We start from the raw sequence: 17,806 nt of genomic DNA, 5'->3' as shown, positions 1-17,806 counted from the left end.
AAAGGAATTAATTATTCAACAGTTATTTTTTTAATTTTAAAAGCAAACTGTTACTAACCACACTAACGCTGCTTAAAGCCATGGCAGCACCGGCAACCATTGGATTTAATAAAAAGCCATTGATAGGATATAATATACCCGCAGCAATAGGAATACCTATTATATTATAAATAAATGCCCAAAATAAATTTTGTTTAATAGTTTTAACCGTTTGCTTGGAAAGTTTAATTGCCTCAGGTATTTTTTGAAGATCTCCTGAAATTATAGTCATTTTAGCAACATCAATGGCAATATCAGATCCACGACCCATTGCGATACTAACATCCGCTTGGGCGAGGGCAGCACTATCATTAATACCATCACCAACCATAGCCACAATTTTATTGTTAGGCGAAGCTTGAAGTTTTTTTATATAATCAATTTTATCCTGTGGAGAAACCTCGGCTTTAAATTTGTTAATTCCTGTTTCCTTAGCTACATAATTAGCTGTAGTAGGATTATCTCCCGTTAGCATATGAACCTCAATTCCTAACATTTTAATCTGCTTAATAGCAGTTAGAGAAGTAGGTTTAATCTTATCTGAAATGGATATTCCTGCAAGTATAGTATTTTCATTAGCAAATAAAATAGTAGTAGTAGCTTGTTTAAATTTATTATCCAACCAATTTTTAACTTCTTTATCGATAGGAACTGTATTTTTAGATAACAAAGTAAGATTTCCAATAAAATATTTTTGATTATTGTAAATACCAATAATTCCTTGCCCTGATGCATTTGTAATTTCCATATCAGGAATAAAAGTTATGCTTTTATCATTCAAATAACTTACAATAGCTCCGGCTAAAGGATGTTCAGAGGAACGTTCAATACTATATAAAATATTTTTTTCAAGATCATGCATTGAAGTAAACCACTTGAAATCTTCAACCTGAGGTTTACCTTCTGTAATCGTACCGGTTTTATCCAAAACTATCGCATTTATATTTTTGATATTTTCCAAACTTTCTGCATCTTTAATTAAAATACCTTTTTCCGCACCTTTACCGATACCAACCATAATGGCTGTTGGAGTTGCTAAACCTAAAGCACACGGACAAGCAATAACCAATACGGTTACAAAGCTTTGAAAACCATAAATTATCCCTTGTTTACCACCGAAAATAATCCAAATAATCAACGATAAACAAGCAATAATAAAAACTGTGGGAACAAAAATTCCGGCAATTTTATCAACCAATTTTTGAACAGGAGCTTTACTGCCTTGGGCTTCTTGCACCGTCTGAATAATTTGAGATAAAAGAGTATCTTTACCCACTTTATCTGCATGAAATTGAAAACTTCCTTTCTGATTAATCGTTCCTGCAAATACTTTTGAGCCTTTAACTTTTTCAATTGGAATGGGCTCACCACTGATCATACTTTCATCAACATACGAATTACCCGAAAGAACAGTTCCATCCACCGCAATCTTTTCACCCGGTTTAACTAAAATGGTCATTCCAATAGAAACTGACTTAATGGGAATTTCATTTTGCTCATTTCCTTGAATTACAGTAACTGTTTTAGGTTGTAAACCTATTAACTTCTTGATGGCATAAGAAGTATTCCCTTTTGCTTTTTCTTCTAATATTTTACCTAATAAAACGAATGCAATAACTACAGCCGAAGCTTCAAAATATACATGCGGTTGCAATCCGCGTTTAATCCAAAACGAAGGAAATAATGTATTAAAAACGCTAAAAATGTATGCGGTTCCCGTACTTACCGCTACCAGGGTATCCATATTGGCGGATCTATGTTTTGCTTGTTTATAAGCTCCGGTAAAAAATTGTTTTCCAAAAATAAAAACAACCGGAGTAGCTAAGATCCACATGATGTAATTTGCCCAATGTTGATGCATGAGTGAAGGTGTCATCCCTATAATTAATAAAGGAATGGAAAATATCATGGCACCGATGGTTTTCCTTTTTAGAGCTTTGTAATGATTTTTTTGTATTTCTTCCAATGAATTTTGCGAATCATCATTTTCTTTGATAATCAAATCATAACCGGCTTCTTGGAGAGAGTCTTTCAATTTTTGCGGGTTTATCATTGAAGGTATGTATTCAATGTATGCCATTTCATTTGCATAATTTACCGAGGCGTTTATCACGCCCGGTTGCATTTTAAGAATATTTTGACTGCTATTGGCACAAGATGCACAACTTAAGTTGAGTAAAGGAAAGTTGTTTTTGGTAACCGGAACTTTAACTTGTAATTCTGTGAGAATCGGAACAGCCTTGGCTATGGCTTCATCAGGGTATTTACTGGTTATACGGATCCTTTGATTATTTAATTCTAAATTGCATGTATCAATTTCTTTTATAGATTGTAAAGCATGGGTAATCTTGGAAATATCAGATTCGTCAATGTCATTATTGAAGGGTATGTAAAAATATACCGGATTATTTTTTTTAGAAGAATTCATAATTTTATTTCAGACTGAATATAAATTTAACTATCTATTTACCTATACAAAAGTAGGTTGAAAAGTAGTGGAATATGTTATACAATTATGGAATAAATTTATAGTACAAAATTTCCATAGTTTTTCATATTTTTGCAAAAGATTTTAAAAAAGGCCTCATAGTTCAATGGATAGAACAAAAGTTTCCTAAACTTTAGATGTGAGTTCGATCCTCGCTGGGGCTACTATGAAAAAGACTTAATCTATTGTTTGCAGTATTTTGAGTCTTTTTTTATGTACTTGACCTTCACTATTATAATTTATCTATACTGCGAAACAATTGAATAAAGAGCAACTTACATATTTCATAAAAGAAAAAGCCAAAGAATATTCTTTTATAGGATGTGGGATCTCGCGTTCAAGATTTTTGGAAGAAGAAGCTCCAAAATTAGAAAAATGGCTTAAAGAAGGCTATCATGGAAACATGAAATATTTAGAAAATAACTTTGATAAAAGGCTTAATCCCGGATTACTTGTAGACGGTGCAAAATCAGTTATTTCCTTCTTATATAATTATTACCCGCAAGAAAAACAAAATACGGAAAGTTACCGTATTGCTAAATATGCATATGGAGAAGACTATCACTTAGTAATACGTAAAAAATTACAAAAATTTGTAGAAGAAATCCAAGATAAAATCGGTCAATTTTCCTATAGAGTATTCACAGATTCGGCTCCCGTGATGGAAAGAACATGGGCGCAAAAATCCGGCTTAGGTTGGATCGGAAAAAACTCACTCTTATTATCCAAACAAAAAGGTTCATTTTTTTTTCTTGCTGAAATCATTTGCGATCTCGAATTGAACTATGATGAAGCTTTTCCAACCAATCATTGCGGAAGCTGTACCCGTTGCATGGATGCTTGTCCCACCCAAGCCATCATATCCGAAAGGGTCATAGATTCCACAAAATGTATATCCTATTTAACCATAGAATTAAAAGATCAGATCGGAGAGGAGTTTAATGGAAAATTGAAAGATTGGATTTTTGGATGCGATATTTGTCAGGATGTTTGTCCGTGGAATAGATTTTCTACACCGCATACAGAAGATAAATTTAATCCGCAACCCGATTTGTTATCCTATACTAAAGATGATTGGAATGATATTAATGAAGAAGCCTTTAAAATACTATTTAAAAATTCAGCTGTTAAACGAACCAAATTTTCAGGTTTTCAAAGAAATATTCTTTTTAACAAAAAAACATAGCCATATCTACTTAATTATTCTTATATACGGGTATAAAATAAAAAACTGTAAATATTAAATACTGTATCTTTGTTACTTAAAAAATATATCAATTGGAGTTTGCAAACGTAATTATTCCACTTTCATTAGAAGGTGTTTTCACCTATCATATACCTAAAGAATTACAAAACCACATTCAAGTCGGGCAACGGGTGGTTGTTTCATTTGGAGAAAAAAAATTATATACGGCTATAGTGGAAAGTCTCCATGATAAGAAGCCGGAACTATATAAAACCAAAGAAATATATACCATCCTTGAAGATTACCCCTTAGCAACTCCTAAACTGATTGAATTTTGGAAATGGATTGCTGATTATTATATGTGCTCTTTAGGGGATGTATTTAGAAATGCTTTTCCTTCAGCTTTAAAATTGGAAAGTGAAACATTTATCCGAAAAACATCTCAAAATATAATTTGGGAAGAGTTGGACGAAAAGGAAACGTTCATTATGCAAAATCTCGAAATTAAAACTGCAATTAATTTAAAAGAAATAGAAGCTTTTTTAGCGAAAAAATACATTATTCCTACCATAAAATCTTTATATGATAAAAAATTAATAGAATTAGATGAGCAAATCATTGATAAATATAAACCCAAGAAACTAACTTATATCAAATTAAATCCCTTATTTGAAGATTCAGAACTATTTCAAAAAGCATTGGTCAATATTAATAGGGCGGAAAAACAAAGAGAAGCGTTACTATTATTTATTAAAATGCAACAACAGAGAGCAACATTTATACAAAAAAGAGAGCTGATAGAAATATCATCACCCTCTGTCGTTAAATCTCTGATTGAAAAAAAATATTTAGAAGAATTTCAACTCCAAAAAGATCGTATAGAAGAATATGATGATCATATCGAAGATTCTTATAAACTTTCTAATGCTCAAAATATAGCATTAAGAAAGATTGAAAAGCAATTTCAAAAATTCTCGACGGTTTTATTGCATGGCGTCACTTCTTCCGGAAAAACCGAATTATATTTTCAATTGATTGAAAAACAAATTTCTAATTCTCGTAATTCCCTTTTTTTATTACCGGAAATATCCATCACAACGCAACTGGTAAGTAAAATAAAAAAACGTTTTGGCGATGAAGTAGGGGTTTATCATTCTAAACTCAGTCAAAATGAACGAGTGGAAGTTTGGAAAAATACTTTAAAAAATAAATATAAAGTAATTATCGGAGCTCGTTCGTCTATTTTTTTACCATTATCTAACATCGGATTGATTATTGTAGATGAAGAACATGACAGCTCATATAAACAAACGGACACAAAACCCTTTTATCAAGCAAGAGATTGTGTTCAAATTTTAGCGCAACAAAATAATTCAAAAGTTCTATTAGGATCTGCTACCCCCTCGATGGAAAGTTTTTATAATCATGAGCAGGGAAAATTCGGTTTAGTAGAGCTTAAGGAAAGGTTTGGTAATGTAAAACTACCTGAAATAGAAATGGTTTCCTTATGTAAACCCACAGTAACCCCCAATATATCGTATCGGTTACAAGAAGAAATCCATCAATGTTTAATTCAAAAAAAACAAGTTATTCTTTTTCATAACCGACGTGGATTTTCACCTATTTTGGAATGTAATGACTGCGGACATTCACCGACGTGTCCTAATTGTGATGTTACCCTTACGTATCATAAGGTAAGCTCAACAATTCGTTGTCATTATTGCGGATATACCATGGCATTTCCCCAATCATGCCCAAGCTGCCATTCCCATGCTTTAGAAACGAAGGGAATCGGAACCCAGCAAATCGAAGAAGAGGTAAAACAGCTTTTCCCCGATGCTAACATTGCCCGTATGGATGTTGATACTATGAAACGAAAACATGCCTATGAAATATTATTTGAAAATATGGCTCTTAAAGAAATTGATATCCTTATCGGCACGCAAATGGTAACCAAAGGACTTGATTTTGATGACGTTCAGTTGGTAGGAATCATACGTTCGGACTCTTTATTAAATTTACCCAATTTCAGAGCAGAAGAAAAAGCGTTGCAACTCTTGACTCAGGTAAGTGGTAGAGCCGGAAGACGAAAAGAAGGAAAAGTATTAATTCAAACTTTTGACCCGGAAAATCCATTTTATTTATTTATTAAAGAGAATAACTATAATTTAGCAAAAGAAGGTATTTTAAGAGAACGTAAAGAATATTTATATCCTCCTTACTTTAGATTGATTGAATTGACTTTCAAGCATAAAAATAATGAAAAGGTTAAAAAAGCAGCTGCAATGGTAGGAGATTATCTGAAAAATTTCATTCATGAACCGTTCATTTTAGGACCGGAAGAAGGATTGATACCGAGGATAAATAATCAATTTATATATAAAATTCTTTTAAAAATACAATCTTCAAAATCTACTAAAAATAGTAAAAAGTTCATAAAAGAAGCTATTTCAAAATTGCAAAACCTCTCGTCGTTTCGTTCGGTAAAAATTGATGTAGACGTTGATCCTTCTTAATCGATTTGTATATCCTATTTTTGAATTACAATTATAGGGTAAAACTGCAACAAATAGTTGGTGGGATTCTAATTATGTGAAAGTAGGAATGGTTGAAAAATTATGGAGCATATCTTTGGATAATCCAATCCATATCTTGCAATGTATAAACAATCCGATCGTGTAGGCGATTAGGTCTGCCTTGCCAAAATTCAATTTGATATGGTTTAACTAAATATCCTCCCCAATGTTCGGGTCTTTTGATTTCATCCTTAGTTTTAATAGAAAGTTCCAATTCCCTTATTTTATTTTCCAAATAATCTCGGTTAGGTATTACTTCACTTTGAGGAGATACAATTGCACCTAACTGACTACCCAAAGGTCGGGAATGAAAATATCCATCAGATAAATTAGGTGCCAATTTTTCTGCTATTCCATTAATGGTAACTTGTTTTTCAAGACTTTCCCAATAAAAATTCAGGCAAACATTCGGGTTTTTACTTATTGCTCTGCCTTTCCTACTGTGGTAATTAGTATAAAAAATAAATCCTTCCCAAGTATATTGTTTTAATAAAACTCTGCGGGTTCGGGGAATCAAATTATCTTCAACAGTTGAAAGAGCCATAGCATTGACTTCAGAAACTTGATCACTTTGTTCAGCCAGTAAATACCATTCTCTGAATAGTTCCATCGGATTGTCTGTTATATCCGATTCAGTTAGCGAACCTTGTTTGTATATTTTTCTGCGATCAGATAAGTCTTCCATTAGTAAAAAATATGTAATTTTATGTCTCTAAGTTATAAAAGAAGATAAAAATGGATTACAAAGGTAAATTTTTAATTTCAAAACCTATCAGCTATGATTCTTTTTTTTCTAAAAGTGTAATTTTTATTACTGATTATGATATGTTAAAAGGAACTATAGGTTTCACTCTTACAAAAATATATCATCAAAAACTATCGGAGTTAGTCCCTGATATTGATATAGATATGGATGTTTATGTGGGAGGGCCGGTTGATTCAGATCATCTTTTTGTTATCCATTCTCGACCTGATGTAATTGGGGACAGTATCTCAATTAACGATAAATACTATTGGTCCGGAAATTTTGAAGACATTAAAACAGCTTTAAAAGAAAAGCTTATAAAACCGGATGAAATTCGTTTTTTTATCGGATATTCCGGTTGGAAAGCTAATCAATTAGAAAATGAAATTAAAAATGATGATTGGTTGATAAGTGATAATAAAGAGTTAAATATATTAAAATGGGAAGATCATTTATGGAAAAACCAACTGATAAAAGTAGATAAAAAGAATATAATTTGGATAAATTCTCCTAAAAATCCAAAATTAAATTAATATACTTTAATATAAATATTTTTTTATAAAACAATGATATGATATAATAATCAAAAATTATTTGTTTAATTTTTAATTTTTTTCCAATTAACCTTATAAAAATGAAAGTTATAATAAAATTATGAATTTTAACAATTTTTTTAATATTTTTGCAGATAAGTTAACATTATCTTATTTAGCTGACCAATATTATCATGAAAATTCACAAATTATTATTAATTTTAATATTAATAATTTTTGCCTGTTTTAATAGAATAAATTATTTCAATGGGCAAACTACTATTGGTAAGTCATATTCTAATCTTCACTTCAATAATTTACATCAAAATAAGAAATCAACAGATTTAAAAATTCATACTGAAAATTTTGTTTCAACCACCTCAAAAAAATTAGCAAGGAATTACGGAATTAAAAATATTTTTCTATGCCGTTTCAGCGATTTATATAATCAAAATATATTCAACACTTCATCTACCAAAAAAGGCATTACAACCCGTGCTTTTAAAGTAAACCCATTCAAAACTCTAATCGTAACTAACTATAAATTATATATAATTGATGTCTTTGAATTATCAGAGGCCCACTTTGTTTATTTTTCCAAAATATCATAAACTATTTAAAACCATTGATATCATACAATGGAAATAACAAAGAATGTAAAAGGAGCTATTTTTGTAGCTCCTTTTTAAATTTATATTATAAATATTTAAAACTTTGATTATCTTTAATTGATTTTAAAGCATTATAAATCATAAGAATAGTGTTTTCAACATCTTTTTTATGCACCATTTCAACAGTTGTGTGCATATAACGCAAAGGAAGAGAGATCAAAGCAGAAGGAATACCGCCGTTCGAATAAGCAAAAGCATCAGTATCGGTTCCGGTTACTCTACTGGAAGCTTGTCTCTGAAAAGGGATATTATTTTTTTCTGCACTATCAATTATTAATTCCCTTAAATTATTTTGTACTGCAGGTGCGTAGGAAATTACCGGACCTTTTCCACATTTTACTTCTCCGTGCTTCATCTTATTTATCATGGGAGTAGTAGTGTCATGAGTAACATCCGTAACTATAGCTACATCAGGTTTAATGGTTTGCGTGATCATTTCAGCTCCTCGCAATCCAACTTCCTCCTGAACAGCATTAGTGATATATAAACCATAATCGAGTGTATCTTTATTCTCCTTAATAAGCTTAGCTACTTCTGCAATCATAAATCCGCCAACACGGTTGTCTAGAGCTCTGCCGACAAAGTATGTATCATTTAATATAAAAAATTCATCCGGATATGTGATGATGCATCCCACGTGAATCCCTAATTTTTCAACTTCTTCTTTAGTAGTGGCACCACAATCAACCCATATAGTTTCTACTTTAGGCGGTTCTTCAACTCCGGTATAATTTCTAGTATGAATTGCCGGCCAACCAAATACACCGCTTACGATACCTTTTTTAGTATGTATATGAACTTTTTTTGAAGGAGCTATCATATGATCGGATCCCCCATTACGAATAACATAAATTAAGCCGTCATCAGTGATATAATTTACAAACCATGATATTTCATCTGCATGAGCTTCAATTACTACCTTATACTTTGATTCGGGATTAATAATTCCGTAAGCAGTTCCGTAATTATCGGTTCGGACTTCGTCCACATAAGGGGTAATATAATCCATCCATAATTTTTGTCCCTTACTTTCGGCTCCGGTGGGTGAAGGAGTATTAATATATTTTTCTAAAAATTTCAACGAATTTTCATTTATAATTGAATTTTTCATATTAACCTGTTTTTTTACAAATGTACTAAATTTGGGAATAGTTTTTGACGGGATAAAATTTATGAACTTAAGAATTTTTACTCTTTTATTTATCTTGATTTTCAACATCGTTCTATGTCAAAAAACAGATTCATTAGAAACTACTATTCATTTTAATTCTGATTCAGTAATGCGTAATGAATCATCCCAATATAGCATTACAGAAGACAGTGTATTAATTGACTTAAAAACAATACAAGTAGAAGGTATGCCTAAGTTTAACAACAACTTAGATAAGAATCAGTACAACTGGCTTAAAAAAAGAGTTTTTAGAGTATATCCCTATTTTCTTATTGCACTCAAACAATACAATAATTTACACGATTCCTTAAACTTGAATTTAAATAATGCTGCTTTTCGTAAATATTTAAAAAAAAGGCAAAAGCAACTGTCCGAAGAATATGAAGGTAAACTAAAAGGATTAACCAAAACGGAAGGCAGAATATTTTCCAAATTAATGTATCGTTACACCGGTAAAACCGTTTATGAAATTATTAAAGAATTAAGGAACGGTTGGTCGGCTTTTTGGTGGAATGCAAAAGCGGGAGCTTTCGATATTGATTTAAAAGAACCTTTTGATCCTTATCATATCCGTGATGATGCCTTTGTAGAATCGATACTTCAAAGAGCTTTTCAACGAGGAGAGTTGATTCCGCCCAATGAATTACATGATTAAAAAATTAAAAAAAATCATGTTTTAACTATTTATTTTATAAACATTTTGATGAAGAGGTAAGTTGATGTATTTTTGGGAGTTTATATAAAATAATATAAAAAAACCAATGAAGAAAATTCTTGACTTGTTGTTTTCTACTAAAACAACAGCGATTATGTTGGTCATTTATGCTCTCTCTATGGCATGGGCAACTTTTGTAGAAAATGATTATGGTACTTCAGTTGCCAAGGCATTAATATACAATTCGAAATGGTTTGAACTGATCATGCTCATTTTAATCTTAAATTTCATAGGAAATATTAAAAAATATAAGCTTTGGTCCTTAAAAAAATGGCCCATTTTAACTTTTCATTTATCTTTTATCTTTATTTTTTTAGGAGGTGCGATCACAAGATATATTAGCTATGAAGGACAAATGCATATTAGAGAAGGAGAGACAAGTAATGAAATTATATCAGATGCAACCTACTTTAAAGTACAAATTTCAAATTTTCAAGGAGAAACCAGAGCATATAAAGATATTCCTTTCACTTTAACCTCAGAAAATATTCCTCTTTTACTTAAACCGTTTCAAAAGAAATTTTCTGCCAATTACGATTTTTTAGGTCAAAAGGTAAAATTAGAATCTGTAAAATTTATTCCAAGAGCTCAAGATTCATTACAAATAACACCTTCAGGTAAAAAAATATTGAAAGTAATTTGTTCAGGATCAAAGGGAAGAGAAACTATTTATATTGAAGAAGGAAGTGCCCGACAAGTTCAAAATTCAACCCTAAGTTTCAATAATCATCTTCCGGGTGCCATAAATTTTACCACAGAAAATGAAGAAATCTATATTTCTTCGTCCATGATGGGAAGGCGTATGATCATGACAACACAGGAAGAACTTCCGGTTGAAGGAAGCGATAAAAAACAAAAATTACATTTTGCCAGTCTCTATCAATTTCCCAATGTAAGTTTTGTGATACCGATTACTCCTCAATCGGGTAAAATTATTTATTATGAAGGGGATAAAAATAAAAATTCTGAAGATCCCGATCTTATTTACATGAAAGCCTCAACCAATCAACAATCTAAAGAATTTTTATTTTATGGAAAAAAAGGGTTAACCGGGGTTCAAAAACAAGTAGACCTAGATAATTTGCTCATTTCAATAGGTTATGGTTCTAAAATCTATACTACTTCTCCATTTTCGTTAAAACTGAATAAATTCATTATGGAACATTATCCGGGAAGTAACAGTCCATCTTCGTATGAATCCGATATATCCATTTTAGATAATGGAAAAGAAACACCTTTTAAAATTTATATGAATCACATACTCAATTACAAAGGATACCGATTTTTTCAATCCAGTTTTGATTCAGATTTAAAAGGAACAGTACTTTCCGTTAATCATGATTTCTGGGGGACAACTTTAACCTATATTGGCTATGCATTATTAATAGTGGGAATGTTTATTACTTTATTTTGGAAGGGGACAAGATTTTCTAAACTTAATGTTCAACTTAAAAAAATAGCTGCTCATAAAAAATTATTTCTTTTAGTATTTCTTTTATTCAGTCAATATGCTTTTAGTCAAAATCCGGAGAAGAACAATCTTGACACCTTATCTAAATCTTCCGTCCATAAACCGGAAATTCATGAGCATACCCATAGTCAAAATACAACGTATTCAAAAGTAGTAGACGGGGAAACTTTTAGTAAAAGTATACACATTCCAAAATCACATTCAGATAAATTTGGAGCACTTTTGGTTCAATCATCCGAGGGACGAATAGAACCGGTGAATACATTGGCTTTAGAAATTTTACGAAAATTACATAAAAGCGAAAAATTTTATGAGTTGGACGCTAATCAATTTTTTATTTCCATATCTACCAATCCTATGCTTTGGGCAAATGTTCCTTTACTCAAAATAGGAACTAAGGGAGGGGACCAATTAAAAAAAATTACTCAAGCAAATACAGAAGGTTATACCTCTTTAATGAATTTATTTACTACCCAACCGGATGGATCTCCCGATTTTATTTTGGAAAATGATTTTAAAAAAGCATTTAGAAAAAAACCGGCAGAAAGATCAAATTATGATAAAGAAATAATTGAGTTAAATGATAAGCTCCAAGTAATGCAAGGATTAATCAGCGGGTATTATTTAAAATTTATTCCGATACCCAACGATAAAAATCATACCTGGACTTCCTGGATTTTACCCGATATGAAAACTGATAGCGTTGCTTTGAATTTGTTGGGAGGGTATTTTAGAGCGATAGTAGTGGCTGAAAAAAATAATAATTGGAATCAAGCGGATGAAGCCCTGGAAAAAATATCCGATTATCAACTCAAATGGGGTAAAGAAATTATACCTTCTCAAGCCAAGATCATTTGGGAATTAAGATACAATAATTGGGATGTATTTTTTAAAATAATGATAGTATATGCCGTACTGGGACTTGTATTACTAATATTGGCATTTACCAAGCTATTTACTGAAAACTATAAGCTTTATTCTTGGTTGGAGTGGATTTTGTTAAGTCTAGTTATACTAACTGCTCTTATACATGGAATGGGATTAGGGATTCGATGGTATGTTTCGGGACATGAACCCTGGTCCAACGGATATGAAGCGGTACTGTTCATAAGTTGGATAAGTGTATTGGCCGGTTTTCTCTTATATCGAAACAGAAATGGATTTATTCCTGCGGCGGGTTGTTTAGTTGCAGTTATCTTAATGGGATTTGCTCATGGAGGAGATCAGATGAATCCACAAATTACGCCTTTAGTTCCTGTGTTAAAATCATATTGGCTAATGATCCATGTTGCGGTAATTACATCCAGCTATGGTTTTTTCGGATTAAGTGCCTTAATAGGAACCGTAGTTTTATTTTTATTTATAATAAACCGTAAAGATATTTCTTATAAAGTTGAAAATTCAATTAAAGAATTAACTATTGTAAATGAACTATCATTGACGATTGGTATTTTTTTATTAACCATCGGAACATTTTTGGGCGGTATCTGGGCAAATGAAAGCTGGGGGCGGTACTGGAGTTGGGATCCTAAAGAAACTTGGGCATTTATCTCCGTAATAGTTTATGCGGTTGTCTTACATCTGCGATTAGTTCCTAATTGGAGGGGTAAATACCTGTTTAATTTTTTATCTTTAGTAGCTTTTTCGACCATTATAATGACATATTTTGGTGTAAATTATTATCTATCGGGTTTACACTCTTACGCACAAGGAGATCCGGTTCCTATACCTTTATGGGTATACATTGTACTATTATTGGTTGCTATATTAGGATTAACTTCATATATAGCCCAAAAAAGAAAATTCAATTCCTAAAAAAATTAAATAAATAAACAAAATATAAAATATAGTTATAAATATTCTAAAAAGATAAATTAATAGAGAATCAAGCTTGTTAAAATCAATTACATTCCTAGATAACCTTATTAATTGCATAAAAATAAAATTATTTACATCAATTAATTATTTATTAATGAAAAAAAAATAACTATATGATAAATAAATACTAATTACAAGGAAAATATCAAGAATTATGATTACATTTGCAACCTACAAATAGTAGATTTATAATTTACTAAAACTATTGTTCCTTTTAAAAAAAATTTCCGATGACATTATTTATAAGTCGCATAAATGTTTATGATTTAGTCAGGAGTTTACAGTTTACTATATAATAAAAACAAAAATATACTTTAAAAGACTAAAGTATAAGCTAAATAAATAGAGACTCAGAAATTTTTATGACAAAAATTTCTTTATGGCAATTTGTTTATGTTAATGTAAATTACACGGTCTTATATATAAACCATTAGCTTACCTAATAGGTCGGAAAAAAGGAGTCTTTTCTACAGTAAATTTTACACAAAATAATATTTGTATTATTAATTTTAAAATTAAAATATGGAGTATAATACTCAAAGAAAAAAATTAATTATCCCGGAATATGGAAGACATGTTCAACAATTAGTTGATCATTGTATGACGATCGAGGACGATGATGAAAGAAATAAATTTGCCAAATCAATCATTGATGTTATGGGAGATTTAAATCCTCATTTAAGAGATGTGCCGGATTTTCAACATAAGCTATGGGATCAACTTTTTATAATGGCCAATTTTGATTTAAAAGTAGATTCACCTTACCCGATTCCTACCAAGGCAGAAATGAATACGGCTCCCAAAAAAATGGCTTATCCTTCCAATGAATCTAAATACAGATATTATGGAACGAATGTGAAAAAAATGATTGAAATAGCAAAATCATGGGAAGAAGGTGATAAGAAAGAAGGATTGAAATATGTGATCGCTAATCAAATGAAAAAAAATTACCTGAAATGGAACAAAGATCAGGTAGAAGATGAAGTAATATTTAATCATTTAGAAGAATTATCTAACGGTTCCTTAAAATTGAGTTCAAAAGAAGCTTTAATGAATGTGCCGGTTCAGACTAATTCAAATACTTCTTATAAAAACAAGAATAGAAACAACAATAGTAACTATAGAAATCAAAAGAAAAATAATTTTTCTAAAAACAAAAATAAATAATGAATACTTTTCAGATTTGCGGTGGAAAGCCTCTTCATGGTGAATTCTTTCCGCAAGGTGCCAAAAACGAAGCTCTTCAAGTTATCTGTGCAACCCTTTTAACATCAAAATCAGTTAGGATAAAAAATATACCCGAAATTCAAGATGTTTTAATACTAATTGAAATTTTAAAAACAGTGGGTGTAAAAGTTACCCGAAACGTTAAGGGAGATTATACCTTTTGTTCTGAAGAAATTGATTTTGAATTTTTGAAAAGTAAAGAATTTAGAAAAAACGGAGCTCAGCTAAGGGGTTCCATTATGCTATTAGGTCCTCTTTTAAGTCGATTCGGAGAAGCTTATATTCCCGTTCCTGGCGGTGACAAAATCGGTAGAAGAAGATTAGATACTCACTTTAAAGGATTTATTGATTTAGGAGCTCAATTTGAATATGACGAAGAAGAAAAGTTTTATTCCGTAAAAGCTAAAAAGTTAAATGGTAATTATTTACTTTTAGAAGAAGCTTCCGTAACAGGTACTGCAAACATCATTATGGCTGCAGTTTTGGCAGAAGGAAAAACTCAAATATATAATGCCGCTTGTGAACCCTATATCCAGCAATTATGTAAGATGTTAATTAAAATGGGTGCAAAGATTGAAGGAATTGGCTCTAATTTTTTAACTATTTATGGCGTTTCCGAACTTAACGGTGCCGAACACACTGTACTCCCAGATATGATTGAGATTGGAAGTATCATTGGCTTGGCTGCCATGACTAAATCGGAAATTACCATCAAAGAGGTTAGCTGGGAAAATTTAGGTAATATACCGGATACTTTTAGAAGATTGGGTATTCAAATCGAAAAAAGAGGTGAAGACCTATATATCCCTTCACAAGAACATTATAAAATTCAAAATTTTATAGACGGATCTATATTAACGATTTCCGATGCTCCCTGGCCGGGATTCACTCCCGATTTATTAAGTATTATTTTAGTAGTTGCCACACAAGCTAAAGGAAGTGTTTTAATACATCAAAAAATGTTTGAAAGCAGACTGTTTTTTGTTGATAAACTCATTGACATGGGGGCACAAATAATTCTTTGTGATCCGCACAGAGCAACAGTTATCGGATTAAATCATGAAATTCCTTTACGAGGAACAGTAATGACTTCTCCGGATATCAGAGCCGGCATATCTTTACTGATTGCCGCCATGTCTGCAAAAGGAACCAGCCGAATACATAATATTTATCAAATCGATAGAGGATATGAAAACATCGATGAGAGATTAAGGGCCTTGGGCGCCGATATTGTTCGGATTGACCTATAATCTATAAAACAAAACTATGCATGGAGATTTACATTTAAAAATTTCAATTATTATAGCAGTCTATAATAGAAAAGATGAACTACAGGAATTACTGTTTAGTTTAATTAATCAAACGGATAAAAATTTTGAAATTGTTATTGTAGACGATGGATCTCAAGAAAAGTTAGAACCTATAGTCTCCACTTATGCAGAAGTATTGGATATTAAATATTATTACAAATCGAATTCCGGAGCAGGATTATCAAGAAATTACGGAGCGGAACACGCTTCAGGAAATTATTATATTTTCTTAGATTCAGATTGTATTGCTCCGGTTCATTATATAGAAAATGTGCGTAAAGAATTAGGATTAAATTATGTGGATGCTTTTGGCGGAGCTGATTCGGCAGATAAAAATTTTAATGATTTACAAAAAGCAATTTCATATTCCATGACTTCTTTATTAACCACGGGAGGAATTCGTGGCAATAAAAAAGCGATAAATAAATTCCAGCCCAGAAGTTTTAATATGGGTATATCCAAAGAAGCATTTAAAAGTGTTGGCGGATTTTCGGAACTGAGGGTAGGAGAAGACCCCGATTTAAGTCTTACTCTTTGGGAAAAAGGGTTTAAAACCCGATTTTTTCCTGAATGCAAGGTTTTTCATAAAAGAAGAACTTCCCTAAAGAAATTTGCTAATCAAGTATATCATTTCGGAATTGCCCGACCCATATTGAACCAAAGACATCCTAGCTTTACAAAAATTACTTTTTGGTTTCCTTCTCTTTTTTTGATATTCACTGTTTTGTCCTTAGTATTATCGATAGTTAATTATTGGTGTATCTTTCCTTTGCTTTTTTATTGCTGTGCTATTTTCCTCGATTCAAGCTATAAAAACAGGAGCATCAAAATCGGTCTCATATCTTTACTTACAACATTTATTCAATTTTTTTCCTATGGATTTGGCTTTTTACAATCCTATATAAAATTAAATATCTTAAATAGGGAACCTAAAGAGGCATTTCCATCACACTTTTATTAGTTTTATTTAAATGAAGCATGATTACTTGTTTTAAGCAATCTTCCTTCTCCCATAATTTCTTTTTTACCATCAAAATAATAGGTATTATAGTATAAAATGTTTTTTTCAATTTTAACAGTCTTTACTTTAATCCCTCCATTTTTATTGATAAATCTTTTAAAACTGTCCTTTTTAGCGTCTCGATTTGAGAAAAATAATATATAATCGCAATCATTTAACCATTCAATCCTTTTAAAAGATTCAACTCCGTTGGTAACTTCCAGCTGTTTATTGCCATTTCTCACAATAAGGGAACTTAAATTGGAATTTTCGCTAATATTTCTGAATTCACCCCGATTAAAGTCAAGACAGGTAAGGTTCTTTTCCTGAGCATAGCAGATAAAAGAAGTATATAAAAATAAAAGTACTGATAGTTTTTTCATGTCTCAAATATAGTAAAATAATATCTCCAAATTTAAGTCCTTGTTAATAACTTTACTACCTAAATGCTGATCTTTTAAAATGTGATTATTTATTATTTTGACTTATTTATTTTTTTAGACGATTCGATCAATAATTGATATTTTTCTATAAATTTTAGTAATAATATCATAAGAAATAATTATGTTGAAAATTAAATTCTTAAATAAAAAAAGCTAAGTAAAAATAAAATTATCTTTGTACTAACATATGAAGCTTTATCGAATACATGACCAATAACAGGAAAAATTCCTGTATTCTTACTACCTTAAATTATTGAATATTCAATAATTACGTTACAATTATTAGTATTCCAAGTTTCATATATAACCCTGTATTTGGCGACAATTAAATTTTATGTCTCCAAGTATAAGGT

Annotated in this window: 13 protein-coding genes and 1 tRNA gene; 10 read left to right on the top strand and 4 right to left on the bottom strand. The window is 31.0% G+C overall.

Annotation, left to right across the window (positions count from 1 at the left end):
• Positions 1–22: 22 nt before the first annotated feature.
• Positions 23–2,467, bottom strand: a complete 2,445-nt coding sequence (locus J3U20_RS01795; RefSeq protein ID WP_160542146.1) for a heavy metal translocating P-type ATPase — start codon at positions 2,465–2,467, stop codon at positions 23–25.
• 152 nt (positions 2,468–2,619) lie between these two features.
• On the opposite strand from J3U20_RS01795, the gene J3U20_RS01790 reads away from it, so the two are divergent.
• From J3U20_RS01790 to priA, 3 genes are all read left to right on the top strand, one after another.
• Positions 2,620–2,691 (top strand) — tRNA-Arg (locus tag J3U20_RS01790).
• Between the two features lie 95 nt (positions 2,692–2,786).
• Positions 2,787–3,713 carry a tRNA epoxyqueuosine(34) reductase QueG gene (gene queG, locus J3U20_RS01785; protein WP_160542145.1) on the top strand — a complete coding sequence of 309 codons (927 nt, stop codon included), beginning with the start codon at positions 2,787–2,789 and terminating at the stop codon, positions 3,711–3,713.
• Positions 3,714–3,805: 92 nt separating this feature from the next.
• A complete protein-coding gene (priA, locus tag J3U20_RS01780) occupies positions 3,806–6,229 on the top strand; it encodes a replication restart helicase PriA (protein ID WP_185150268.1) in 2,424 nt (807 codons plus the stop codon).
• Between the two features lie 100 nt (positions 6,230–6,329).
• On the opposite strand, the gene pdxH is transcribed toward priA, so the two are convergent.
• A complete protein-coding gene (pdxH, locus tag J3U20_RS01775) occupies positions 6,330–6,974 on the bottom strand; it encodes a pyridoxamine 5'-phosphate oxidase (protein ID WP_160542144.1) in 645 nt (214 codons plus the stop codon).
• 50 nt (positions 6,975–7,024) lie between these two features.
• On the opposite strand from pdxH, the gene J3U20_RS01770 reads away from it, so the two are divergent.
• Positions 7,025–7,567, top strand: coding sequence for a YqgE/AlgH family protein (locus J3U20_RS01770; protein WP_160542143.1), 543 nt, complete (start codon positions 7,025–7,027; stop codon positions 7,565–7,567).
• Between the two features lie 194 nt (positions 7,568–7,761).
• Positions 7,762–8,178 (top strand): hypothetical protein, encoded by a 417-nt coding sequence (locus J3U20_RS01765; protein ID WP_160542142.1) that lies wholly within the window; start codon positions 7,762–7,764, stop codon positions 8,176–8,178.
• A gap of 85 nt (positions 8,179–8,263) precedes the next feature.
• Here J3U20_RS01765 and J3U20_RS01760 read toward each other — a convergent pair whose 3' ends face one another.
• Positions 8,264–9,349 (bottom strand): M42 family metallopeptidase, encoded by a 1,086-nt coding sequence (locus J3U20_RS01760; protein ID WP_160542141.1) that lies wholly within the window; start codon positions 9,347–9,349, stop codon positions 8,264–8,266.
• Between the two features lie 61 nt (positions 9,350–9,410).
• Here J3U20_RS01760 and J3U20_RS01755 point away from each other — a divergent pair, with 61 nt between their 5' ends.
• The 5 genes from J3U20_RS01755 to J3U20_RS01735 all read left to right on the top strand — a co-directional run bounded on the left by J3U20_RS01755 (position 9,411) and on the right by J3U20_RS01735 (position 16,971).
• On the top strand, positions 9,411–10,064 hold the full coding sequence (locus J3U20_RS01755; protein WP_160542140.1) for a DUF4294 domain-containing protein: 654 nt from the start codon (positions 9,411–9,413) through the stop codon (positions 10,062–10,064).
• A 106-nt stretch (positions 10,065–10,170) separates the two neighbouring features.
• Positions 10,171–13,410, top strand: coding sequence for a c-type cytochrome biogenesis protein CcsB (ccsB, locus tag J3U20_RS01750; protein ID WP_185149848.1), 3,240 nt, complete (start codon positions 10,171–10,173; stop codon positions 13,408–13,410).
• Positions 13,411–13,995: 585 nt separating this feature from the next.
• Positions 13,996–14,640 (top strand): DUF4290 domain-containing protein, encoded by a 645-nt coding sequence (locus J3U20_RS01745; RefSeq protein ID WP_105297547.1) that lies wholly within the window; start codon positions 13,996–13,998, stop codon positions 14,638–14,640.
• On the top strand, positions 14,637–15,950 hold the full coding sequence (gene murA / locus J3U20_RS01740) for a UDP-N-acetylglucosamine 1-carboxyvinyltransferase (RefSeq protein WP_160542398.1): 1,314 nt from the start codon (positions 14,637–14,639) through the stop codon (positions 15,948–15,950). The genes J3U20_RS01745 and murA overlap by 4 nt, the downstream gene beginning before the upstream one ends.
• 16 nt (positions 15,951–15,966) lie before the next feature.
• Positions 15,967–16,971: a glycosyltransferase gene (locus J3U20_RS01735; protein WP_160542139.1), complete on the top strand. Its 1,005-nt coding sequence runs from the start codon at positions 15,967–15,969 to the stop codon at positions 16,969–16,971.
• 2 nt (positions 16,972–16,973) lie between these two features.
• Here J3U20_RS01735 and J3U20_RS01730 read toward each other — a convergent pair whose 3' ends face one another.
• A complete protein-coding gene (locus J3U20_RS01730; RefSeq protein WP_105297550.1) occupies positions 16,974–17,393 on the bottom strand; it encodes a hypothetical protein in 420 nt (139 codons plus the stop codon).
• Positions 17,394–17,806: the final 413 nt, after the last annotated feature.

Origin of the sequence: Apibacter sp. B3919 (assembly GCF_026537405.1) — a bacterium.
Taxonomy (GTDB): domain Bacteria; phylum Bacteroidota; class Bacteroidia; order Flavobacteriales; family Weeksellaceae; genus Apibacter.
Note: the sequence above shows the minus strand (reverse complement) of the source record. Positions and strands in the feature narration are given on the sequence as shown.